The 24,942-nt window shown below is 31.6% G+C and carries 16 protein-coding genes and 3 pseudogenes; 18 read left to right on the top strand and 1 reads right to left on the bottom strand.

Annotation, left to right across the window (positions count from 1 at the left end):
* Positions 1-241: 241 nt before the first annotated feature.
* The 14 genes and pseudogenes from RCG18_RS02355 (at position 242) to polC (ending at position 18,150) form a co-directional block, all read left to right on the top strand.
* The gene (locus RCG18_RS02355) at positions 242-586 is read left to right on the top strand and encodes a histidine triad nucleotide-binding protein (protein WP_308039838.1); all 345 of its coding nucleotides are present in this window, start codon (positions 242-244) and stop codon (positions 584-586) included.
* A gap of 271 nt (positions 587-857) precedes the next feature.
* Positions 858-1,034, top strand: coding sequence for a 30S ribosomal protein S21 (gene rpsU, locus RCG18_RS02350; protein ID WP_066618478.1), 177 nt, complete (start codon positions 858-860; stop codon positions 1,032-1,034).
* A gap of 27 nt (positions 1,035-1,061) precedes the next feature.
* Positions 1,062-1,507 (top strand): annotated as a pseudogene (locus RCG18_RS02345) (GatB/YqeY domain-containing protein).
* Between the two features lie 91 nt (positions 1,508-1,598).
* Positions 1,599-1,883, top strand: coding sequence for a sporulation protein YqfC (gene yqfC / locus RCG18_RS02340; RefSeq protein WP_308039837.1), 285 nt, complete (start codon positions 1,599-1,601; stop codon positions 1,881-1,883).
* A complete protein-coding gene (gene yqfD / locus RCG18_RS02335; RefSeq protein WP_374119022.1) occupies positions 1,876-3,066 on the top strand; it encodes a sporulation protein YqfD in 1,191 nt (396 codons plus the stop codon). The genes yqfC and yqfD overlap by 8 nt, the downstream gene beginning before the upstream one ends.
* A gap of 25 nt (positions 3,067-3,091) precedes the next feature.
* Positions 3,092-5,174: pseudogene (locus RCG18_RS02330) on the top strand (HD family phosphohydrolase).
* A gap of 14 nt (positions 5,175-5,188) precedes the next feature.
* The gene (gene ybeY, locus RCG18_RS02325; protein WP_308039835.1) at positions 5,189-5,689 is read left to right on the top strand and encodes an rRNA maturation RNase YbeY; all 501 of its coding nucleotides are present in this window, start codon (positions 5,189-5,191) and stop codon (positions 5,687-5,689) included.
* Between the two features lie 204 nt (positions 5,690-5,893).
* On the top strand, positions 5,894-6,592 hold the full coding sequence (locus RCG18_RS02320) for a diacylglycerol kinase (protein WP_308039834.1): 699 nt from the start codon (positions 5,894-5,896) through the stop codon (positions 6,590-6,592).
* A gap of 660 nt (positions 6,593-7,252) precedes the next feature.
* Complete coding sequence (gene era, locus RCG18_RS02315; protein WP_308039833.1) at positions 7,253-8,134, top strand: GTPase Era; 882 nt, start codon at positions 7,253-7,255, stop codon at positions 8,132-8,134.
* 67 nt (positions 8,135-8,201) lie between these two features.
* A complete protein-coding gene (gene recO, locus RCG18_RS02310; protein ID WP_308039832.1) occupies positions 8,202-8,975 on the top strand; it encodes a DNA repair protein RecO in 774 nt (257 codons plus the stop codon).
* A gap of 146 nt (positions 8,976-9,121) precedes the next feature.
* Positions 9,122-9,781, top strand: coding sequence for a DUF4342 domain-containing protein (locus RCG18_RS02305; protein ID WP_308039831.1), 660 nt, complete (start codon positions 9,122-9,124; stop codon positions 9,779-9,781).
* A gap of 463 nt (positions 9,782-10,244) precedes the next feature.
* A complete protein-coding gene (locus RCG18_RS02300) occupies positions 10,245-10,886 on the top strand; it encodes a helix-turn-helix transcriptional regulator (protein WP_308039830.1) in 642 nt (213 codons plus the stop codon).
* Positions 10,887-10,959: 73 nt separating this feature from the next.
* Positions 10,960-13,602 carry a pyruvate, phosphate dikinase gene (ppdK, locus tag RCG18_RS02295; protein ID WP_308039829.1) on the top strand — a complete coding sequence of 881 codons (2,643 nt, stop codon included), beginning with the start codon at positions 10,960-10,962 and terminating at the stop codon, positions 13,600-13,602.
* A gap of 165 nt (positions 13,603-13,767) precedes the next feature.
* Entirely contained in the window at positions 13,768-18,150 is a 4,383-nt protein-coding gene (gene polC, locus RCG18_RS02290) for a DNA polymerase III subunit alpha (RefSeq protein ID WP_308039828.1), read from the top strand.
* Positions 18,151-18,362: 212 nt separating this feature from the next.
* Here polC and RCG18_RS02285 read toward each other — a convergent pair whose 3' ends face one another.
* Positions 18,363-19,430 (bottom strand): CotS family spore coat protein, encoded by a 1,068-nt coding sequence (locus tag RCG18_RS02285; RefSeq protein WP_308039827.1) that lies wholly within the window; start codon positions 19,428-19,430, stop codon positions 18,363-18,365.
* Positions 19,431-19,553: 123 nt separating this feature from the next.
* On the opposite strand from RCG18_RS02285, the gene RCG18_RS02280 reads away from it, so the two are divergent.
* The 4 genes and pseudogenes from RCG18_RS02280 to RCG18_RS02265 all read left to right on the top strand — a co-directional run bounded on the left by RCG18_RS02280 (position 19,554) and on the right by RCG18_RS02265 (position 24,927).
* Entirely contained in the window at positions 19,554-20,582 is a 1,029-nt protein-coding gene (locus tag RCG18_RS02280; RefSeq protein WP_308039826.1) for a deoxyguanosinetriphosphate triphosphohydrolase, read from the top strand.
* A 488-nt stretch (positions 20,583-21,070) separates the two neighbouring features.
* Positions 21,071-22,839 (top strand): annotated as a pseudogene (gene dnaG / locus RCG18_RS02275) (DNA primase).
* Positions 22,839-23,924 (top strand): RNA polymerase sigma factor RpoD, encoded by a 1,086-nt coding sequence (rpoD, locus tag RCG18_RS02270; RefSeq protein WP_308039825.1) that lies wholly within the window; start codon positions 22,839-22,841, stop codon positions 23,922-23,924. The pseudogene dnaG and the gene rpoD overlap by 1 nt, the downstream one beginning before the upstream one ends.
* A 115-nt stretch (positions 23,925-24,039) precedes the next feature.
* A complete protein-coding gene (locus tag RCG18_RS02265; protein WP_308039824.1) occupies positions 24,040-24,927 on the top strand; it encodes a PH domain-containing protein in 888 nt (295 codons plus the stop codon).
* Positions 24,928-24,942 lie beyond the last annotated feature (15 nt).

The following is a 24,942-nucleotide window of genomic DNA, read 5'->3' as shown; positions in this document are numbered from 1 at the left end:
TTCAAAAAATAACTAGTCAGTATGCTAGTCTATTTTGCATCATACTGCGCCGGCAGAACCTTTAGATAGGTTCGACTATCTGCGGAACCTGTCTTCTTGTCTGATACAAAATATCCGTCGCATCTTTGACTTGTTATTTTATTTCAGATACCTTAAGTCATGTTTTTTTAAATTATTGTTTGATTTTAGGAGGATATTTTAGATTTATATTGAATATTATAAAGTCAAAGGAGGTGAAATTATGGAAGATTGTATTTTCTGTAAGATAGCAAAAGGTGAAATACCATGTGAAAAAGTTTATGAAGATGATATGGTTTTAAGCTTTAAAGATATAAATCCAGGGGCTCCAGTTCATGTTCTTATAATACCTAAAAAGCATATAAGTAGTTTAAATGAAGTTAGTGAAGAAGATTCAAAAGTTATAGCACATATATTTGTAACTGCTAAAGATATTGTTAAAAAGTTAGGTGTTGATGAAACAGGATATAGAATTGTTTCTAATTGTGGAGAAGATGGAGGGCAAACAGTATCTCATATTCATTTTCATATTTTAGGTGGCAGATCACTTCAATGGCCTCCAGGTTAAGCAGACATCTAAAATCTTTGATTTTGAGATGATCGGTTAAGTAGCGAACCCAAATCTCTGATTTGGAGTGAGTCGCTTACTCAGCGAGTACTCATTCGACAATAGGAGAAGGAGTTTCATTAATAATACCAAGTTTGTTATATTGTAAATATGCAATGAAATTGTTGACAGCTTCTAAACTAATGTTGTATAATAAACAATGTGCTATGTGACCCACAGGCTGCATTTAATTTTTAAAATTAAATTGAGCTAGCGGAGGGAGGGATAAGATATGTCAGAAATAAGAGTTGGAGAAAACGAAACAATAGAAAGTGCATTAAGAAGATTCAAAAGAAAATGTGCTAGAGCTGGTGTTCTTTCTGAAGTTAGAAAAAGAGAACACTACGAGAAGCCAAGCGTAAAGAGAAAAAAGAAATCAGAAGCTGCAAGAAAGAGAAAATTTAAATAGAATTCTTTTGAAAAAAAGTACTAAATAATGTCTCTTAAAGAAGAGCTGCAGGAAGATTGGAAGCAAGCTTTGAAATCTAGAAATAAATTAAAAGCTGATACAATAAGTATAGCTAAGGCTGCAATTTTATTAGTTAAAAAACTGATAATAAGAAGCTTGACTATGAAGAGATATATGAAGTAATATCAAAGGAAGTTAAGCAAAGACACGAAGCTATACTGGAGTTTGAAAAGGGAAATAAGCAGGATTTAGTTTATAAGGCAAATGCCAAAATTAAAATCTTGTTAAGTTACCTTCCTCAGCAGTTAAGCGAAGAGAAAATTTGCGAAATTGTTCGACAGGCAGTTAGTGAAGTGGGAGCTAATAGCATAAAAGACATAGATAAAGTTATGGCTGCAGCTAAGCCTAGTATTAAAGGCAGAGTTGATGGTAAACTTGTAAGTCAAATTGTAAAGCAATATTTGAATAAATAAAAGGTTGAGATGTTCTCAACCTTTTTTATTTTGTCATTTATTAAATTTATGCCTCATAAATTAGTATGAAAGAATTTTTAGGGGTGGTAAAGTGAAGGACAAAGTATATAGTACAAAGCAAAATATTGCAGAAAAATTAGATTTGCCTAGGGATATAATACTTAATATGCCTAAAATCACGGTTACCGGTGGTAATGAAATAATCATAGAGAATCATAAAGGTGTTGTACTCTTTGGTGAAAATCAGGTTAAAATTAATTCAGGGGTAGGGTTAATATCAATATATGGAGAGAGATTTGAAATATTGTTTATGGGCGGAAGTACCATAACAATAGGAGGAAAATTCAAATCTATTGATTATGAAGGAAATGAGTAAATTTAGTTTTAAAAAATATAAAAATGGTATAATTACTATAGAGATTCAATCCCTAATACCTGAAAAATTTGTTAACCTTATGTGGAAGAATGGTGTTTATATAAAAAACTTAAGAAAAGAAAATATTACTACTATGATTATGGATGTTAATCTAAGAGATTATGATAAAATTGAAGAGATAGCTAAAAAGACAAAGACAAAAATTAAAATAATTAAAAGAAGAGGATTTGCATTCTTTCTTATTAAAATTAAAAGAAGAATAGCGCTAGTTTTAGGTATAATACTATTTATGGGAATATTATATTACTTATCTACCTTTGTTTGGAACATTGAGATAAGTGTAGATCATAATTTATCTCCTTATGAAATAAGACAACAACTAAGTTCTTTTGGTATAAAGCCAGGAATAAATAAAAAAAATATAAATGTTTATGATATAGAAGAAAAACTTATAAAAAACAATGAGAATATAATGTGGGTTAGAGCAAGAGTAGAGGGAGCTAAATTAAAAATTTCTGCAGCAGAAAGACAATCGCCTCCTAATATTATTGCAGAAAGCAGCCCTTGTAATTTAGTAGCTAGAAAAGATGGTGAAGTTATAAGAGTTTACACTAAAGCAGGCACGACCGTAGTAAAAAAAGGTGATATGATAAGAAAAGGTCAAGTATTAGTTAAAGGAGAACAGGGAAAGGAAGGTACAGCTTATCAAGTTCATGCTGTTGGAGATGTAATATGTAGGACCTTTTATGAAGAAATCAAACAAGTAAAAATTGATACTGTTAAGAGAGAGAGAACAGGAAATAAAATTGAAAATATATATTTAAATATAAAAGGGAAGAATATATATCTAAAAAAGTCTGTAAATAAATTCAATAAATATGATAGAATAGAAGATAACAAACTTTTTATTAAAAAAGAAACCTATTATGAGATAAAGGAAACTACAGTACATGGAGATGCTAAAAAAATTGTGGATAATACTGCAAATGAACTTTACTCAAAGATATGTGCAAATGTAGATAAGTCTGTTAAAATTATAGATAAAATAGTAAACTACGAAGCTGGAGATACCTATGTTGTGAGAGTCTTAGTTGTAGCAGAAGAAAATGTGGCTTTGGAAGAAAAAATTACTGAACAGCAGAACCAAGATGTACAGCAGGAACAAAAGCAGCAACAGAACTAATTTATTAGGATAAAAGGTGGTTAAGATGAAAAAACTATCACTAAAGAGAATTTTTGGTAGGGAAAAAACTAATAGAATTTTGACCTTTATGTTAACATTTATTTTTATATATTCAGTATTGTTTACTACTTTAGTTACTAAACGATACAACTTAAAAGAAGGCGACATTGCTAGAGTGGATATTAAGGCTCCAAGAGAGGTGAAGGATCAGGTATCTACCGAAGCCAGGATTAAGCAAGCTGTTGATTCCGTACCAATTCAGTATAGTAAAAAAACAGAAGTGAAAACAGAAGTAATAAATAGGATAAACACTTTCTTTACTAAATTACTTCAAATAAAAGATTCTGCAGGAGAAGAACGAGACAAAGTACAAAAATTAAAAAGCAGTTCTGAAATCAGTTTATCTGATGAAGACTATTTAACTTTAATAAAATTAAGTAAGGAAGACTTAAAAACAATGCAAAATTTCCTGAATACAACTATGGCCGAACTTTATGAAAATAATAATATAAGTGATAATAGTCAGAAGGACAACCTTGAGGATATAAAAAAAGCTCAGGAAAATATATTATTTACAGTAAATTCTTCAAAGATTTCAAAATCACTTAGAGATATGGTAATAACCATAGCTTATTCTCAGATATCTCCTAATTTTTTCTATGACAAAGATAAAACAGAGGAACTGAAAGAAGAAGCCAAAAGAAAAGTTCCACCAATTATGATAAAGAAAGATCAAACAATAGTAAAAGAAGGAGAGCCAATAACAAAGTATCAGATAGAATTGCTTAAAGACTTAGGACTTTTAAATGATAATTCTCATTTTCAATGGTATGTATATATTAGTTTGAGTATAGTAATACTTTTAGTAATGGGGTTAGAATGGTTTTATTTATCACGATATCACAGTGATATATATAGTGATACAAATAAGCTTATAATGATAAACATATTAAGTTGTATATCTATACTTTTAGCAAGAACTTTTTCAGTGGTATCGCCATTTTTGATTCCACTTGCTTGTATACCAATGCTTTTTACTCTTTTAGTAAATCATAAAATTTCTTTAACAATAAATGTGCTGAACTGTATTTTGATAAGTGGAGCAGTAGACTTTAATATAGAAATGACTGCTTTAGCCGTAGTAAATGCAGTGATAGGTGCGATAATTTTAAAGAAAATGCAGCAGAGAAATGATATATTATACTCTTGTCTATATATAGCAGTGATTAATGTTATCTTCACTTTTTCATTAGGATTTTTACTTAGCAATAACGTTGTAGATGTCACCAAAAGAGCCATGTATTCATGCATAGCCAGTATATTATCCTGGCGTATTAACTATAGGTTTTCTACCATTTTTAGAAAGTACTTTTGATATAGTAACTACTATGAAGTTATTAGAGTTATCTAATCCTAATAACCCACTGCTAAAGAGGTTACTAATTGAGGCCCCAGGAAGTTATCATCACAGTATTTTAGTTGGTAATCTTGCGGAGGTTGCTGCAGAAGAAGTTGGTGGAAATCCAGTGCTTGCAAGAGTTTCAGCCTATTATCATGATGTTGGTAAAATAAAGAGACCATATTTTTTTAAAGAAAATCAACTGGGAAATGATAATCCACATGATAAAATTACTCCTAATTTAAGTACTCTTATAATAACATCCCATGTTAAAGATGGAGTAGAACTATCTCAAGAATATAAAATTCCTAGAGTTATAAGAGATATAATAGAACAGCATCACGGTACAACACTGGTTAAGTATTTCTATGTTACAGCAAAAAACTCTAGTGAAAAGCCAGAGGATGTAAATGAAGAGGAATTTAGATATCCAGGACCTACACCTGAAACAAAAGAAGCAGGAATTATAATGCTTGCAGATAGTGTAGAAGCTGCTGTAAGGTCTATAAATGAACCTACTAAGTCTAAAATTGAAGAAATGGTAAATAACATTATAAAAGACAGGTTAAATGAGGGGCAGCTTGATAACTGTGATTTAACCTTAAAAGATATTAACATAATTAAATATGCCTTTTTAAAAGTTCTAACAGGAATATACCATCAGAGAATAGAATACCCAGAGGATAAAGCTAAAAGCAGTAATATATAACAGAGGTGCGAAAAATGATTTTTATAGATAATAGGCAAGATAAAATTTGTGTTTCTGAAGAATTAGAAGGAACTATAGAGTCAGTAATCGAGTATGCATTAAAAGAGGAAGAAGTTAACATACCTTGTGAGGTAAGTGTTATATTTGTTGATAATGAAGAGATCAGAGAGATAAATAAAGAAAATAGAAATATTGACAAAGCTACAGATGTTCTTTCTTTCCCAATGCTAGAGTATCCTGAAGGCTCTGTGTTTAAAGATGTGTATTTAAATCATAAATTTCACATAAGTGATTTAGATAACGGAAATTTGATATTAGGAGATATAGTTTTGTCGTTGGAAAAAGCGGAAGAGCAGAGAAAGGAATTTGGGCATTCATTTTTAAGAGAAGCAGCATATCTTACAGTGCATTCTGTTTTACACTTACTTGGATATGATCATATGGAAGAAGAAGAGAAAGATGTTATGAGAAAAAGAGAAGAGGAAATATTGAATAAATTTCATTTAACTAGATAAGGCACATTCAAATAAATAACAAGCCAGTATGAAAATCTATTTTGCGTCATACTTCGTCAACAGAACCCACTGATAGGAGCCACCTATCAGCGGAACCTGTTTCCTTGTCTGACACAAAATATACTATCATCTTTGACCTGTTATTTATTTTCATATGCTTAACAAGTAATTATTTAATAAATTTAATTTAAGTTGGTGATGATAATGAAAGTTAGAAAACTATTAGATAGTTTTAATTATGCCATAGAAGGAATAATATATGCAGTTAGGACCCAGAGAAATATGAGAATACATATGATCGCAGCGCTGGTTGTTCTAACTGCTTGCTTTTTTTATGATTTAACTAAGATGGAAATTTTAGCTATAACCATAACGATAACAATGGTTATTATGGCAGAGCTTTTAAATACTGCAATAGAATTTGCTGTAGATGCCACCACTAACTATTATCATCCTCTTGCCAAACTTGCTAAAAATGTGGCAGCAGGAGGTGTATTAGTAACTGCTGTAAATGCAATAGTTGTTGGATATATTGTATTTTGGGATAAGTTAAAATATATAAATTTTATATTAATTAGAAAAATAAAAAGCTCGAATCCATATATAATATTTATTATACTTGCGATTGTATGCATTGCTACTATAGTAATAAAAGCAATCTTTGGTGAAGGAACGCCTCTAAAAGGGGGAATGCCTAGTGGGCATAGTACTATAGCTTTCTCTATTGCTACTACTATAGCACTTACAACCGGACAGTTAACAGTAGTAATTTTGAGTTATTTACTTGCATTAATAGTAGCGCAAAGTAGAGTGGATTCTGAAATTCATTCTATTATAGAAGTTATTGCTGGTGGAATCTTTGGAATTCTAATTACAGTGCTGCTATTTAGGGTGTTTGGATAGTATATTATTAAGGATAGCTGTGGCTTTAAAGCAGGAATAATTGTATTAAATAAAAATATTGCAATAGATGAAAATAATGTTATAATTTATTTACACCACCTAGGATATAATTATTTATATCAGGTAAAAATATGCTTAAGTAGGCATCCAAAATCTATGATTTTGAGATGATCACGTACACAGAGTGCTGATTTGGTGATAGTCACTTACACAGCGTGTTGATTTTGATATGATCGCTTAAGCAGAGAACTCAAATCTCTGATTTGAAGTGAATCGCTTACTCAGCGAGCACTCATTCGACGATAGAAGAAGGAGTTTCATATACATATGAAATTTATCCGATGACTTACCCGCTCTAATACTCCCTCGCACTCTGTGAAAGCGATTCACACAAAATCATAGATTTTGGTTCTCTGCTTTTCTCAAAGTGGGAGTAAAGAGCGGCTATGTCCCTGGATAACGACTTCTAAGCTTCAGATGGAGTCAAAACTCCACCTGAAGCCAAGAATTCTGTTTATAGACAGGTAATAGCTGAATTTGCATCAGAAGATATAAAAATAATAATTGCTAAAGCAAAGGTAAATATATAGTAAAAGAATTAGAAGAAGCATTGCCAAGAGCTTTTACTAAAGGTGACTTAGGTAAGTAAGGAGAGAATATATGTTTAAATCTGGATTTGTAACAATTATAGGAAGACCTAATGTAGGAAAATCGACATTATTGAATACAATAATGGGAGAAAAATTATCAATAGTATCCTGTAAACCACAGACTACTAGAAATAACATACAAACAATATTGACAGAAGAGAATTTTCAAGTAGTGTTTGTAGATACACCAGGAATCCATAAGCCTAAACATAAACTTGGAGAATATATGGTTAAAATTGCTCAGGATTCTATTAAAGAAGTTGATTTAATACTTTTCTTGACCAACCCTGAAAAAGAAGTTGGTAAAGGAGATCTATATATACTTGAGCAGTTAAAAGACTGTAATGTACCTGTATTTTTAGTTCTAAATAAAATTGATGAAAACCCTGCAGAAAAAGTTGCAGAGACGTTAAAAAATTATTCTGATGTCTTTGACTTCAAAGAGATTATACCTATATCCGCATTAAACGGAAAAAATGTTGATAAGTTAAAAAAACTGATGGTAGAGTATATTCCAGAAGGTCCAAAATATTATCCTGAAGATATGATTACAGATCAGCAGGAAAGATTTATTGTAGCAGAAACTATTAGAGAAAAGGCATTAAGACTTCTTTCACAGGAGGTCCCTCATGGTATAGCTGTAGATGTTATGACAATGAAAAAAGATGAAAAGGGAATCTATCATATTGAGGCAACTATATTATGTGAAAAAGACTCCCACAAAGGAATAATTATAGGCAAAAATGGGGCAATGCTAAAGAAAATATCTACCTACGCTAGACAAGATATTGAAAAGTTTCTTGTAAGTAAGGTTTATTTAGAGCTATGGGTAAAGGTAAAGAAGGAATGGAGAGACAGTATGAACATACTGAAAGAACTAGGATATAAGTAGTGAAAAAACATGAAAGTTTATTTATCTTTTTGTAATAATAATTTAACATAAAGTAACTATAAAGCATTTGGGGGATGATTTTCTGTCTATATTTAAAACTAGAGCTGTAGTCATTAAAACACAAGATATAAAAGAGTCAGATAAACTAGTTTGGCTTTTCAGTGAAAAGTTAGGAAAAATATCCACCATTGCAAAAGGATCCAAAAAAAGTAGAAATAATTTATTTACAACTACTTTGCAATTCTGTTACGGTGATTACGTAGTTTATAAAGGAAAAAGCCTCTACACAATAAATGAAAGTGTAATAATAGACTCTTTTCAAGATTTACTTAACGACTTAGATACATTAACATATGCTTCATATTTTTGTGAGCTTATAGATATATGTATGCAAGATGAAGAAAGTAATAGAGAGTTATTCAGACATTTAGTGACAGCCTTTTACCTTATAAAAAATAAAGCAGTAGATATAGAAACCTTGGCAAGAGCCTATGAAATAAAAGTTTTAGAGGCTACTGGATATGGATTTAATTTAGAAAATTGTTGTATCTGTAGAAAAAAATTAAATCACTGCGATTATATAAGTTTACAGTATTCTGGAGGAGTTTGTTCAGAGTGCGAAAGGTCTAATGGTATATATGTGAAGCAAGGAACTTATAATGCACTAAAATATTTGTCTAGAATATCATTAGAAAATGTTTATAGAGTTTCATTATCCAAAGAGATAAAACAAGAAATGTATAATATATTATCTTTAGTTATATCTCAAAACTATTTTAGAAAACCAAAAAGTTTAGAGACTCTTAATTATCTATTAAACTTTCAGAATAACCAAGAGTAGTTTTAAGTAAACTAAATAAAGCTAAACTAATAATTCTATAACTTCATATAAGCAGACATACAAAATCTGTGATTTTGATATGATCGCTTACTCATTCGACGACAGGAGAAGGAGTTTCATATAATTAATAAAAAGGAGTGAAGAAAATGAGTGAAATTACTTTGGACAAAATTGACATTATAAGAGAAAGAACTGGAGTTAGCTATACAGAAGCTAAAGAGGCTTTGGAAGCTTCTCAAGGCAACGTAGTTGATGCATTAATATATATTGAGCAAAGCAAAAAAACAACTATGGATAATATTTATACTACGAAAGATGAGTTCTTAGATTGGCTAAAAGACCTAGTTAAGAAGGGTAATATTAATAGAATAAAAATTAAAAAAGATGATAAAGTTATTGTTGATATACCAGTAAATGCGGGAATCGCTGCAACTCTAACAGTTTTAGTTTGGCCTCCACTCATTGCTATTGGAATTTTAACAGCTGTAGTTACAAAGGTAACAATAGAAATAACTAAAGATGATGGAACTGTAGAGGTTGTAAATAAAATTATAAAAACTAGTGTAAAAGATACAATGAAAGATGTAAAAGAAAAAGTAGTTGATGCAGCATCTTCGGTGAAAGAGAAATTCACACATAAAAATGAAAATAAAGAAGAAAATAAAGAAGAAAACACTTATCAATACACAGTAAAATTTGAAGATATAGAAGATGGAAGCAAAACCTACGGAACTGTAACCTATGGAACTATAAGTAATGAAGATACAAATACTGAAAATGCAAAAAATACTAATGATGAAATATAGAATAGCTGTTAATTTTAAGTTTAATAATAATCTTAACAAAAAAATGTAAATTAATCATGAATAAATCTAAGAAAATTTAAATAAAAATAAATAATATACTAATGAAGAAAACATATTAAAAAGTCAGCTAACAATATTTCTATTGCTGACTTTTTATAGCGTTAAAAAATTAAAATTTTATAATACAACATACTATTTAGTGATAATGTTATAATATATAATTAATATATAATTATTAATTACAGGGGTTAGCCACCATAAAATATTTTTCAGAAAATTACATAATTCATTTAAAAAAAATTCAAAAAAAGAACTAAATTTTTAAAAGTGCTATACTATTTGCTTAAATGTGTGTTATAATTAGCTTCAAGCGAATATATAGTATATCAACAAGATGTGTAGCTAATTAAGGGAGACTATTTTACTTTGGAAAAATCCCTTAGGCTATTTATTAAGAGGGAGGGTGATTACTATTAAATTATCACCGAGGCAAGAACAAATAATAAAGTTAGTTAAAGAAACAGAGCCTATTACAAGCGAACAGCTTGCATCTAAACTTAGTGTAACAAGGGCTGCGTTAAGACCAGATTTGGCAATTCTTACTATGACAGGCATTTTAGAAGCAAAGCCAAAGGTAGGTTATGTATATTCCCAAAAGCCCTCTCATAGTTTAATCTACGATTATATTCGCAATATTAAAGTAAAGGATATAATGTCAAAGCCAGTAGTAGTTGATGAAAATACAACTGTATATGACGCTATAGTACATTTATTTTTAAATGATGTTGGTACATTATTCATTGAAAATAATGGATTACTTACTGGAGCCGTATCTAGAAAGGACTTTTTAAAAATAGCTATGGGTGGTACGGATATTCATAAAGTACCAGTAGGTATAATAATGACAAGAATGCCTAACATAGTTTTTGTTGAAAAAGAAGATATTGCATACTTAGCTGCTCTAAAAATTATGGAGCATGAAGTAGACAGTCTTCCAGTTGTAGAAAAAACATATATAGGTACAAAGGAAGCTGTAAAAATTGTAGGAAAAGTTTCTAAAACTAATATTACAAGGTTATTTGTAAAAATGGGAGAAAATAGTTAATTTAAATAACGGATAAACATCCGTTAATATATACAAAACACTGAAAAATATTTTAAAGAGGGGATGTTACTTTATGGCTAGTAAAAAATACGTATACCTTTTTAACGAAGGGAATGCAAGCATGAAGAACTTGCTTGGAGGAAAAGGGGCTAACCTTGCAGAAATGACAAATTTAGGGATAACTGTTCCGCAAGGATTTACAGTATCCACAGAAGCATGTACCAAATATTATGAAGATGGTAAAAAATTATCTAATGATATTGTAGAGCAAATTTATACTTCACTGTCTAATATAGAAAAGTTAACTGGAAAGAAATTTGGCAATATAGAAAATCCTTTACTTGTTTCTGTAAGATCAGGAGCAAGAGCTTCTATGCCTGGTATGATGGATACAATATTAAATTTAGGATTAAATGACGAAACTGTAGAAGGATTACTAAGGCTTACTAACAATGAAAGATTCGCATATGACTCTTACAGAAGATTTATACAAATGTTCTCAGATGTTGTTATGGGAATCGAAAAAAGAAGATTTGAAGACATACTAGATGAAGCAAAGGAATCAAAAGGAGCAAAATTTGATACAGATTTAAATGCATCAGATTTAAAAGATGTAGTTAAAAAATATAAAGCTTTATATAGAAAAGAAATGGGAAAAGAATTTCCACAGGAACCAAAAGAACAATTACTAGAAGCTGTAACAGCTGTTTTTAGATCTTGGGATAATCCAAGAGCTATAGTTTACAGAAGGTTAAATGACATACCAGGTGATTGGGGTACAGCTGTAAACGTCCAATCGATGGTATTTGGTAATATGGGAGAAACATCAGGAACTGGAGTTGCATTTACAAGAAATCCTGCCACAGGAGAAAAACTAATATTTGGAGAGTATCTAATAAATGCGCAGGGGGAAGATGTAGTTGCTGGAATCAGAACTCCTCAACCGATAACAAAATTACATGAGGATTTACCAGATTGCTATAAACAATTTATGGATATAGCAAATAGATTAGAAAATCATTATAAAGACATGCAAGATATGGAGTTTACAATAGAACAAGGTAAATTATACTTCTTACAAACTAGAAATGGTAAGAGAACAGCTCAAGCTGCATTAAAAATAGCTGTTGAAATGGTTGAAGAAGGACTTATAACAAAAGAAGAGGCTATGCTAAAGGTAGATCCTAAACAATTGGATTCACTTTTGCACCCAAATTTTGACCAAGATGAGATTAAGAATGCTCAAGTGATAGCGAAAGGTTTACCAGCTTCACCAGGAGCTGCTTGTGGTAAGGTTTATTTCACTGCTGAAGATGCAAAGATGCATCATGAACAGGGAGAAAAAGTAGTATTGGTAAGATTAGAGACTTCACCAGAAGATATAGAAGGCATGGTAGCTGCTGAAGGTATACTTACTGCAAGAGGTGGAATGACATCACATGCAGCGGTTGTTGCTAGAGGAATGGGAACATGCTGTGTAGCCGGCTGCGGAGATGTAAAAATTAATGAAGATGCAAAAATGTTTGAAGTTGCTGGAAAAGTATATCACGAAGGAGACTATATATCACTTGATGGCAGTACAGGAAATGTATATGGTCAAGCAATTAAAACTGTTGAGCCTGAAATAAGCGGATACTTTGGAATATATATGGCATGGGCTGATGAAATTAGAGCATTAAAAGTTAGAACTAACGCTGATACGCCAAGAGACGCTAGTCAGGCAATTAAATTTGGTGCACAGGGAATAGGTCTTTGTAGAACTGAGCATATGTTCTTTGATGAAGATAGAATACCAGCAGTTAGAGAAATGATATTATCTAAAACAGAAGAGCAAAGAAGAAAGGCTTTAGATAAACTGTTACCAATGCAAAAAGAGGACTTTATTGGCATATATGAGGCTATGGAAGATAGACCAGTGACTATTAGACTTTTAGATCCACCACTTCATGAATTCCTACCTCAGGAAGATGAAGATATAAGGGATTTAGCTAAAGAGATGGGTATAAGCTTTGAGGATTTGAAATCAACTGTAGAGTCATTACATGAATTTAATCCAATGATGGGGCATAGAGGATGTCGTTTACCAGTATCTTATCCTGAAATGGCAGAAATGCAGTCTACAGCTATAATAGAAGCTGCTATAGATGTTAAGAAGAGAAAAGGTTATGATATTGTTCCAGAAATAATGATACCACTTGTTGGTGAATTAAAGGAATTAAAATTTGTAAAAGATATAGTTGTAAGAATAGCTGATGAGATTATATCTAGATCAGGCGTTAATATGAAGTATCTAGTAGGTACTATGATAGAAATACCAAGAGCAGCTCTTACTGCAGATGAAATTGCAAAGGAAGCGGAATTCTTCTCTTTTGGAACAAATGATTTAACTCAAATGACATTTGGATTCTCAAGAGATGATGCTGGCAAATTCCTAAAGGATTATTATGATAAGAAAATATATGAATCTGATCCATTTGCCAAATTAGATCAAGTTGGAGTAGGTAAACTTGTTAAAATGGCTGCAGAGCTTGGAAGAAAAGCAAGACCAGATATCCATCTTGGAATATGTGGAGAGCATGGTGGAGATCCATCTTCAGTTGAATTCTGCCACAATGTAGGATTAGACTATGTATCATGTTCGCCATTTAGAGTTCCAGTAGCAAGACTTGCAGCAGCACAGTCACAGGTTAAAAATCCAAGACAATCTGTAAAGTAAAATCAATAATAAGTTGATAAAAAGTCAGGAAGTAGTTTTCTCCATTTGCAGAAAACTTTCCTGATTTTTTATGTATTTACATTTTTTTCCTACATGACAAAGCATAAGCCTATCTTATATAATAGTAACGTACTAAAAATTTTTGAGAGAAGGTTAAAGGGTAGTATGAAAAAAATAAATGAAATTTTTAGTGATTATGAAGCTGAGGGCAATATAAATACTGCCATTGTGGAATCGGTAGTCTTAAGCAAAAAAACTAAAACTCTGGAAATGAAAATCAGCTCAGATAAATATATTGAAATAAGAGAATTTGAAGGTCTTAATAAGTTTATAAAAGAAAGGTTTGTATTAAAAGATTCTAAAATAGCTGTAAAATATGCTGAGGGAACGAATAAAAAGCCCATAGAAGAGGAATTGCAAAATATTGTATTTGCAGTAGCGGATAAATATCCTGCCTTAAAAGCTGTGCTAAATAATAGTGAATATGAAGTGGTTGAAAATATCATAAATTTTAATTTTAATATGGCAGCATCAGGATTTTTAAAATCCATGGGCTATGATAAAAAAATTCATGATGCCATAAAAAACTTGTACGGCACAGCATATAAAATAAATTTTGTTGATAATGTAAGCTGTGAAGAATTTATAAGAATGCAAGATGAAACATTTGCAAAGGAACTGCTGATTGTTCAAAAGGAAATTAAGGCAGCACCAAGCAATAATATTCCTAAGTTGCCTAAGGAAGCCGCAGAAAAGAAACAAGAATGGAAACCGGAAAAGAAACAAGAAGGAAAAGCAGAAAACACCGATAAAAAAGACGATCCATTCTTGATATTAGGCAGAAGCTCTAAAATTAAGGAACCTGTAATAAAAATTACAGATATTACACCAGATGAGGGTAGGGTAGTTTTAGAGGGTGAAATATCCAATATGGAGGCAAAGGAATTAAGAAGCGGAAAAACATTAGTTTCCTTTGACTTATATGACGGATCAAGCTCCATGACCTGTAAGTCCTTTTTAAAGCCTGGTGATGAGGGTGAGGTAACATCTAGACTTAAAAAAGCTAAAGGTGTTAGGATTGCTGGAAATGCAGGCTATAGCCAGTTTTCTGGTGAAGTTGAGATGATCGCTAATATTATAATAGAAACAGAAGGCATAAAGAAGACTAAGAGGCAGGATAATGCTGAAGTTAAGAGAGTAGAACTGCATATGCATACACAAATGAGTCAGATGGATGCTATGACCGGTGCCTCTGATTTGATTAAGAGAGCCATGAGCTGGGGCATGAAAGCCATTGCCATAACGGATCATGGAGTGGTGCAGTCGTTTCCTGATGCACATAAGCTTCTTGGAAGAGATAATCCAGACATGAAGGTTATATATGGAGTGGAGGCCTATTTAGCGCCAGATAAAAAACCTTCTGTAACAAACCCTAAGGGACAGAGTATAGATACCACCTATTGTGTGTTAGACTTAGAAACCACAGGTTTTTCACCAGTAACAGAAAAAATTACTGAAATAGGAATTATGAAATTTAAGGATGGAAAGGTAGTAGACAGCTTTAGCTGTTTTGTAAATCCTGAAAAGCCTATTCCACCAAGAGTTGTAGAGATTACAAATATAACTAATGATATGGTAAAGGATGCAGAAACCATAGATAAGGTATTTCCTAAAATGCTGGAGTTTATTGAGGGAAGTGTCTTGGTTGCCCATAATGCTGGATTTGATATAAACTTTTTAAAGCATAATGCAAAAGTTTTAGGATATGACTTCGACTTCACATATTTGGATACCTTGACCTTAGCTCAGGAACTCTTCCCTGAATTTAAAACCTATAAATTAGGAAGAATCGCTAAAAACCTTGGTATAAAGGTAGAGGTTGCACATAGAGCCTTAGATGACGTGGATACCACAGTTAAGGTCTTTAAGATAATGCTTGAAAAGTTAAAGGAAAGAGGCGCAAAAACTCTTGAGGATATAGATGTATACGGATCTGATGAAGTTGCAAAGAAGGAAGCCTATAAAAAGCTTAAAACTTATCATGCAATAATATTCGCAAAGAATTATGAGGGCTTAAAGAATTTATATAGACTAGTATCCTATTCTAATTTAGATTATTTTTATAAAAAACCGCGTATATTAAAGAGCATGTTAAAAAAATATTCTGAGGGCTTAATTCTTGGAAGTGCCTGCAGTGAAGGGGAATTGTATCAGTCAATACTTCTTGGAAAATCCGATGAGGAAATTGAAGCTATTGCTGAGGAATATGATTACTTAGAAATCCAGCCTCTTGGAAACAATGATTATTTAGTAAGGCAAGAGCAGGTTCCTAATAAAGAATATCTAAAGGAAATCAATAAAAAAATTGTAGCTCTTGGAGAAAAATTAAATAAACCTATAGTTGCCACAGGAGACGTTCATTTCATGGATCCTGAGGATGAGATATACAGACGTATACTGGAGGCAGGACAGGGTTTTAAGGATGCAGATAATCAGGCTCCATTATATTTAAGAACTACTGAGGAGATGCTTAGAGAATTTTCATATTTAGGAGCAGAAAAGGCCTATGAGGTTGTTGTAACAAATACCAATTTGATAGCAGATATGTGTGAGCAGATTAGTCCTATTTCGCCAGATAAAGCTACACCACACATAGATGGCTGTGAGCAGACCATTAAGGATATTACTTTTGAAAAGGCTCATGAGCTTTATGGAGATACACTTCCTGAACTTGTTCAGAAAAGACTAGAGAAAGAGCTGGATTCCATTATAAAAAATGGTTTCTCCGTGATGTACATTATAGCTCAAAAGCTGGTTTGGAAATCAAATGAGGATGGTTATCTGGTAGGTTCCAGAGGATCTGTTGGTTCATCTGTCGTTGCATATATGACCGGTATAACGGAAGTAAACGCTCTGCCGCCACATTACAGGTGTCCAAAATGCAAGTATTCAGACTTTGAGGATTACGGCATTAAACTTGGCTTTGACTTGCCAGATAAGGCTTGCCCTGTTTGTGGAGAAAACTTAGCTAAGGACGGTATAGATATCCCTTTCGAAACCTTCTTAGGCTTCAATGGAGATAAGGAGCCGGATATAGACTTAAACTTTTCAGGAGAGTATCAGGCAAAAGCCCATAAATACACAGAGGTTATCTTTGGAAAGGGCACAACCTTTAAGGCTGGAACCATAGGTACCATAGCAGAAAAAACAGCCTTTGGATATGTGAAAAAGTATTATGATGAAAAAAATATTTCAGTAAACAAGGCGGAAGTCCTCAGAATTTCAAAGGGCTGTACAGGTATAAAAAGAACTTCAGGGCAACACCCTGGTGGAATCATAGTTGTACCTAAGGGAAGAGAAATTTTTGAATTTTGCCCTGTACAGCATCCAGCTGATGACCCAAATTCAGAGATTATAACAACACATTTTGACTATCACTCTATTGATCAGAACTTATTGAAGCTAGATATACTGGGCCACGACGATCCTACAGTAATAAGAATGCTGCAGGATTTAACGGGAGTGGATCCTCAAACCATACCGATGGATGATAAGGCTACTATGTCTATATTTTCATCAACGGAAGCTTTAGGAGTAACGCCAGAGCAGATAAATTCCAAGGTAGGAACCTTTGGTATTCCTGAATTTGGTACTAAGTTCGTAAGAGGAATGCTTTTAGATACAATGCCAAAAACCTTCATGGATTTAATATGTATATCAGGACTTTCCCACGGTACTGACGTGTGGCTTGGAAATGCTAAGGACTTGATCGATCAAAAAATAGTTACCAGCATAAGTGAAGCAGTATGTACCAGAGATGATATCATGGTTTATCTTATCAAACAAAATCTGCCACCAAATTCAGCCTTTAAGATAATGGAGTTGGTGCGTAAGGGAAAGGCATTAAAAGACCCAAAATTTCCGGAATATGAGGCTTTAATGAGGGAGCACGAGGTGCCAGAGTGGTACATAGGATCCTGTAAAAAGATAAAATACATGTTCCCTAAGGCCCATGCTGCTGCCTACGTAATGATGGCATTCAGAATAGCTTGGTTTAAGGTTCACATACCTAAGGCATATTATTCAGCATACTTCTCCATCAGAGCAAAAGCCTTTGATTCAGAATTTATGATATTCGGCAAAGAGAAAGTTAAGGAAAAAATGAAGGAAATTGAAATGATGGGTAATCAAGCGGGTCCTAAGGATAAGGATATGTATGATGACTTGGAATTGGTTTTAGAAATGTATGAGAGGGGCATTAATTTCTTACCAATTGATTTATATAAATCTCATGCCATAAACTTCTTAATGGAGGAGGATGGCATAAGGCCACCTATAAGCAGTATAGCCGGTATGGGAAACGTGGCAGCAGAAGGTATATATAATGCGGTCCAAGAAGCAGAACAAGAAGGAAAGCCTATCAGCTCTATAGAAGATCTAAAAAAACGTGCTAAGATCGGGAATTCTGCTATAGACTCGCTTAAAAAGTTTGGCTGCTTAAAAGGTCTTCCTGAAAGTGATCAAATGAGCTTTTTTGATGTAATCTAATGAGTAAAAGTACTGGTATAGGTTAATGACGTCAAGTACATGGTTGACTATCAGTTTTCGGCCTTTATTCTAAAAGTTAGATAATAAAAAGAAAGTACAATATTAAGAAAGAGTAACTTATATTGTACTTTCTTATTCTTTATTTAATTATAGTAATTATTTATATTAATAAAGAAAAATTAAAAACCCCTGAAACTTTCAAGGGTTTTAGTTTATGTTATTCGAGTATTAAATTTATTTTCTATATGTTTACCAAAATCTATTACAAAATTTAAGTGTTCGGTATCTCTTTGTACTGTCTTCTTTAATAAGTAAAAGAAAGAGTTATGGTTGCATTTCTTTATATTATTGTAGTAGTCTTTTGATATTTTCCAAAACTTTTGAGGGAAGGACAAGTATGCTAGAATATATTTGTATTCATCTAGAGTGAGAGGACAAATTTTTTCGTAAATATTTATGCAGTTTAAAGTAAGGTCCAAATCCCAGTTAGTACTATCTCTTTTTAAAAGTCTTCTTAAAAAATAAGATATATCGTGAGTGCAATAATCAGTGCTGCATTTATCGAAATCAATTACCCAGGTGTTTTTTTTATCATCAAATATTATATTTTTATTTACATAATCTAAGTGGCACAGTGATTTACTTAGATTATTATTATTTATAGTTGATGATACCTGCGCAGCTATTTCTGCTAAAAATAGATTGTTTTCAAAGTTTTGTAAAAATAGTTTTGAAAACTTGTCTCCATACCTAAATGCTAAATTAGAACAAGATAACAGTTGGTGAAAATGTTTGCTTATTGAAATATTTATACTATCAAAGCTTCCTCTCATAGTACTTCCTTCTATAGGCGTAAATTTTCTACATGACTTATGCATTCGGGCAAGATTATTTATTGACAATAAAATATGTTCTTTAAGGTCATAATTGCATTTTTCACCTTCTATCCATGGAGTGAGTATAAACAACATATTATTATAGTTAACAAATCTGTCATTTGTATTTGTAGAAAGTATCTTAGGTACTTTAATATTATTTCTAAATAACCACTCTATTGCAGAATAAACAAAAAGTAGGTCCTCCTTTGAAAAGTAAACCTTTTTCAAGCAATAACTTTTATCATTATAGCCTATTTTATATACTGCCCTTTGCTTGTCCGTATCCTTGAACTTAATTCTGGATATTTCTGCTTCATTAAGGTTATAGTGTGGAAGTACGTATTTTTTTACGTTTTTTTCAGATAATAAATCTAAATTATATTTTTTAGCCGCATAAGGCATTATTAACACTCCTTAAAAGCTATTTCTTTATAATAATATTAAGAAAATCCTTACAATATACATTTTCATTAAAAAAAAGGAGTTTTAAATATATATATAGAATAATTTATTTAGGTGATTTATATGATTTTAAGAGAGAGAATAGAAAAAAACGAAAAACTTATATTAATTCCAGAGGCAACGTTCTCTTCTAATTCAAAGAGAAGAAATTTTGAAGAAAACAATGATGAACTTAGAACCTCATTTATGGTTGACAGAGATAGAATTATACATAGTAAATCTTTTAGAAGACTTAAACATAAAACGCAAGTATATATAAAAACCTGGGGAGATCACTATAGAACAAGACTTACCCATACTCTCGAAGTATCTCAAATAGCTAAAACTATAGGGAAAGGGATTGGACTAAATGAGGATTTAATTGAAGCTATTGCTTTAGGTCATGATATTGGGCATGTAGCTTTTGCTCATAATGGGGAAGAAGTTCTGGACAAACTTTTACCAGAGGGGTTTAGACATAATGAAAATAGTATAAGAGTTTTAACAAAAATAGAGAGACAGGGAAAAGGGTTAAATCTCACTGAAGAAGTATTGGATGGAATATTGCATCACAGCGGTTTTTCTAATTCTGATTCAAAGGCACATACATTAGAAGGGCAAGTGGTCAGGTATAGTGATAAAATAGCCTATGTGAATCATGATATAGATGATTCTATAAGAGCTGAGCTCTTAAGTGAGGAAGAACTTCCATTAAATTTAATAAAAGTATTAGGAAATACGCATGGACAAAGGATAGATACACTGGTTAAAGATTGTATATATACAACTATAGACAATATAAGCAAAGGTGCAATCAAGGTTTCTCTAAGCGATGAAATGGGTAAAATTCTAGCAGAGCTTAGAACTTTTATGTTTCAAAAAGTTTATATGGGAACTGTTCTTAAAACAGAGAGAGATAAGGCAAAGTTTGTGTTAGAGCAAGTGTTTAATTATTTTCTTAAGAATCCAGATAAGATGCCTGAATTTTACATAGATATTGTTGAAAAAGAAGGATTATATAGAGGTGTCGCAGATTATATATCTGGCATGAGTGATGATTACTGTTTACTTTTATTTAATAACATATATGTTCCTAAAATTGTTGTGTATTAGGAATAATTTCTAGTATTAAATGGGTAAAATAACAAAAGCCAAAAGAAGTTAATTATATAATATTATCCATTTGATTAGCCTAATGATGAAATAGTATAATAGGTTGTCTAGTATAAACTTAAATGGATATAGACACTATTGCAAAATTTGTTTATTAATAATATTGTTTTTGAAGGATATTTATTATATATAAAGAATATATATAGTAGATTAGAAGAAAAAAATTTAATATTATTAGGAGGAATGTCGTGATTGGTGTCGAATATAATTAATCCGAGTACAATTAAGCAGGAATCCAAAATCTTAAGCAGGCATCCAAAATCTATGATTTTGAGATGATCGCTTACACAGAGTGCTGATTTTGTGATGATCGGTTAAGTAGCGAACCCAAATCTCTGATTTGGAGTGAGTCACTTACTCAGTGAGTACTCATTCGACGAAAGGAGAAGGAGTTTCATTTAAATTATTAAGATAGGTGGGAGTATTTATTGATATCGGAAGATGTCATTCAAAGGGTTAAAGAGGAAAATGATATAGTGGATGTTATATCAGAAACTGTAAAGTTAAAAAGGGCAGGAAGAAATTATTCTGGATTATGCCCATTCCATCACGAAAAAACACCCTCTTTTAGTGTTTCAGTAGATAAACAGATTTACAAATGTTTTGGATGTGGTGAAGCTGGAAATGTTATAACATTTGTTATGAAAACTAAGAATTTAAGTTTTCCAGAAGCGGTTAAATTGTTAGCTGATAGAGTAAATATAGATTTAGAGTTAGATCATGATAATGATAATAAGAACAATAGTTTTGAAAAGTTGTATACACTAAATGTAGAATCTGCTAGATATTTTTTTAGTTGTCTACAGAAAGACGACACTGCCAAAAAATATTTAATCAATAGAGGGATAACTGAAGCTACAATAAGAAAATTTGGGTTAGGATATTCAGTTGATAGATGGGATGGATTAATAAGACATTTGAGAGCCAAGAGATATACTGAATTAGACATGTTAACTGCAGGACTTGTAATTAAAAGCCAAAAAGGCTCCTATTACGATAGGTTTAGAAATAGAATTATATTTCCTGTCTTTAATTATAAAGGTAAGGTTATTGGCTTTGGTGGAAGGGTTTTAGATGATTCTAAGCCTAAATATCTAAACTCACCTGAAACATCATTATTTAAGAAGGGTATAAACCTTTATGGATTAAACTTTGCAATTAAAAGTAATAATTCAAGGATGTTTATAATAGTAGAGGGGTACATGGATTGTATATCTCTTCATCAGCATGGTATAACCAATGCTGTAGCTTCTCTTGGTACAGCTTTAACTATGAACCAAGCTAAGCTTATGAAAAAATATGCAGATAAAGTTATAATTTCCTATGATGCAGATAGTGCAGGTCAGATGGCCACATTGAGGGGATTAGAAATATTAAAAAAAGCGGGATTAGATGTGAGAGTTTTAATTGTTCCACAGGGTAAAGATCCAGATGAATTTATAAGAAATAATGGAAAGGAAGCATTCTTAAAACTTATACAGGAGGCTCTCCCGCTTATTGACTATAGAATAAACGTACTTAAAAATGAACTGAATTTAAGTGATTCTGATGATATTGTAAAATATGCGGAAAAAACTTTAGAAATGTTAGAAGAGTTGGATCCTTTAGAAAAAGAGGTCTATATAAAAAGATTATCCGAGGAAACTAAAATTAGAGATCAGGCTTTATATGACATAATGAATAATAAAATTCAAAAAAATGTAAAAAATTCTGAAAATATGAATACAGATAACATTTTTGGACAAAAATTATATTTAGAGCCGGCATATCTAAAGGCTGAGAGAGGTCTATTAAAGCTCATGGTAAATGACAATAATGCTTTAGAATATGCATTAAGCACTATAAAAAAAGATGAATTAATAATGGATAGTCACAGAAAAATATTTGACTATATTGTTGAAAACATGCAATTTGATGAAAATGAAAGAGAAAAACGCATAGAGTCAAGATGTGATGATATAGATACTTCAAAAGAATGGGTAAATATTTTAGAAACTAATTTAGTATATGACGAATATGATTATGAAAATATGATAAAAGATTTTATAAAGGGAATCCAAAAATATAAACTTGAAGAAGAAAAAAAGAGCTAATTAATAAAATAAAACGCTATGAATCAGAGGGAAAGCTTGAAGAATCGCTAAAGTTAGCACACGAACTGATTGAAATACAAAAAAAGATTGGTGGGATACAGTAATGGCTGAAGGAGGCAAAATCATGAAAGATAAAAGTGCAAAGATGCAGATAGTTAAAAAACTAATAGAAAAAGGTAAAAAAACTAGCACTTTAACTTATAAAGAAATAATGGATGAATTAGATGAAATTGATTTAAGTCCTGAACAAATAGAAAAGATATATGAAGTACTTGAATCAATGGGAATTGAAGTTATAGGAGATATGCAGGGTGTAGAAGTAGATGAAAAAGATCTAGACTTATCAATTCCTGAAGGTATCGCAATTGATGATCCTGTTAGAATGTATTTAAAGGAAATAGGTAAAGTACCTCTGCTTTCTTCAGAGGAAGAAATTGAGCTAGCAAATAGAATAGAAGCTGGAGATCAAGCTGCTAAAAAGAAACTAGCTGAAGCAAACCTAAGACTTGTTGTAAGCATAGCTAAAAGATATGTAGGTAGGGGGATGCTCTTCCTTGATCTTATTCAGGAAGGAAACCTAGGCCTTATAAAAGCTGTTGAGAAGTTTGATTATAGAAAAGGCTTCAAGTTCAGTACTTATGCTACATGGTGGATTAGACAGGCAATTACTAGAGCAATAGCAGATCAGGCAAGAACTATAAGAATACCTGTTCATATGGTTGAAACTATTAATAAATTAATAAGAGTATCAAGACAGCTTTTACAAGAACTTGGAAGAGAGCCACAACCTGAAGAAGTAGCGAAAATTATGGAAATGCCAGTAGATAAAGTAAGAGAAATAATGAAAATAGCTCAAGAGCCTGTATCTTTAGAGACACCAATAGGAGAAGAAGAAGATAGTCATTTAGGAGACTTTATCCCAGATGATGAAGCACCAGCACCAGCAGAAGCAGCAGCCTTCACTATGCTCAAAGAGCAACTTATAAACGTTTTGGATACACTAACACCAAGAGAAGAGAAAGTACTAAGATTAAGATTTGGATTAGATGATGGAAGAGCTAGAACTCTTGAAGAAGTAGGTAAAGAGTTTAATGTTACAAGAGAAAGAATAAGACAGATAGAAGCCAAAGCTTTAAGGAAGCTTAGACATCCAAGTAGAAGCAAAAAATTAAAGGATTATTTAGACTAAAGGCACCAGATTATGGTGCTTTTTTTATATGCACTATTATGCTAATTAGTTATTTTTGAAGATGCCTTAATATTAAATGGCAGTTATGTTATAATGTATAAAGGAAGGTGATGATGTGAAAACTTATAAATCAGTTAAAGGGTCCGGTGTATATTCTATACTAGGAATAACTGCAGCATATGATATTCTTTTAGCTATAATCTTATATATGGTAAGCTATTATGAAATTTCAACACTGATTAAAATGACTATGATTGTTTTTAATATATACCAATTTTATTATATGATCATCAGCTGTTCTTTAACATATTCTATAGATAATCAAAACATATATATTAATAGTGCTTTAGGGCTAAAAAACATAGTTATACCTTTTAGTGAAATACAAGGATATCAAAAAGCTCAGGGATATATAAGAGGTGTAAAACTATCTGGATATGGCAATAGCAAGTTTGCTATAGGAAGGTCCATAATAGATAAAATAGGAAGCACTTATATGTTTGTAACCTCTACAAAAAATATAATTTACTTAAGAACAGAGGATATAAATTATGGATTATCTCCGGAAAACTTTGATAAATTCGAAGAAAAATTAAACGAAAAATGCATTAATCAATTAATTTGGGATTATAAAATAAATAAGAATGTTAACCTTTATAAGGATAAAAAATTTTTTGTTCCTTTTGTTATAGTAGCTATAATTGTAACTATAATAACAGTAACACCTATAATATTGTATCTCTATAATAAGCTCCCAAGCATGATGCCTTTAAATTTTAATCCTGAATTTGTAGCTATTAAGTTTGGAACGGCAAAGCAGTTTGCGTTTAAACATATGTTTTATGGAATACTTAATATGGCTATTTTATTCTGTATGTATTATGCTGCCTACTTTTGTGCAAAATACGATAGAAAATCTGCATATAAGTTTATTTATATACCATTAATTTTGTCTATGATGTTTTTTATTATGCAGGTAAGAATATTATTAACTTTTAGATAATTAGAATGGAGTAGA

The sequence above is a fragment of the Clostridium sp. OS1-26 genome (genome assembly GCF_030915445.1).
Lineage (GTDB): Bacteria > Bacillota > Clostridia > Clostridiales > Clostridiaceae > Clostridium_AM.
The sequence above is the reverse complement of the archived record's forward strand: the minus strand, read 5'-3'. Positions and strand labels throughout refer to the sequence as shown.

What these genes read in the sequence shown, in the direction of transcription:
- RCG18_RS02355 (WP_308039838.1), top strand. Translation starts at nt 242, where the DNA reads ATGGAAGATTGTATTTTCTGTAAGATAGCAAAAGGTGAAATACCATGT.
- rpsU (WP_066618478.1), top strand. Translation starts at nt 858, where the DNA reads ATGTCAGAAATAAGAGTTGGAGAAAACGAAACAATAGAAAGTGCATTA.
- yqfD (WP_374119022.1), top strand. Translation starts at nt 1,876, where the DNA reads ATGAGTAAATTTAGTTTTAAAAAATATAAAAATGGTATAATTACTATA.
- ybeY (WP_308039835.1), top strand. Translation starts at nt 5,189, where the DNA reads ATGATTTTTATAGATAATAGGCAAGATAAAATTTGTGTTTCTGAAGAA.
- RCG18_RS02320 (WP_308039834.1), top strand. Translation starts at nt 5,894, where the DNA reads ATGAAAGTTAGAAAACTATTAGATAGTTTTAATTATGCCATAGAAGGA.
- era (WP_308039833.1), top strand. Translation starts at nt 7,253, where the DNA reads ATGTTTAAATCTGGATTTGTAACAATTATAGGAAGACCTAATGTAGGA.
- RCG18_RS02305 (WP_308039831.1), top strand. Translation starts at nt 9,122, where the DNA reads ATGAGTGAAATTACTTTGGACAAAATTGACATTATAAGAGAAAGAACT.
- ppdK (WP_308039829.1), top strand. Translation starts at nt 10,960, where the DNA reads ATGGCTAGTAAAAAATACGTATACCTTTTTAACGAAGGGAATGCAAGC.
- polC (WP_308039828.1), top strand. Translation starts at nt 13,768, where the DNA reads ATGAAAAAAATAAATGAAATTTTTAGTGATTATGAAGCTGAGGGCAAT.
- RCG18_RS02285 (WP_308039827.1), bottom strand. Translation starts at nt 19,430, where the DNA reads ATGCCTTATGCGGCTAAAAAATATAATTTAGATTTATTATCTGAAAAA.
- RCG18_RS02280 (WP_308039826.1), top strand. Translation starts at nt 19,554, where the DNA reads ATGATTTTAAGAGAGAGAATAGAAAAAAACGAAAAACTTATATTAATT.
- rpoD (WP_308039825.1), top strand. Translation starts at nt 22,839, where the DNA reads ATGGCTGAAGGAGGCAAAATCATGAAAGATAAAAGTGCAAAGATGCAG.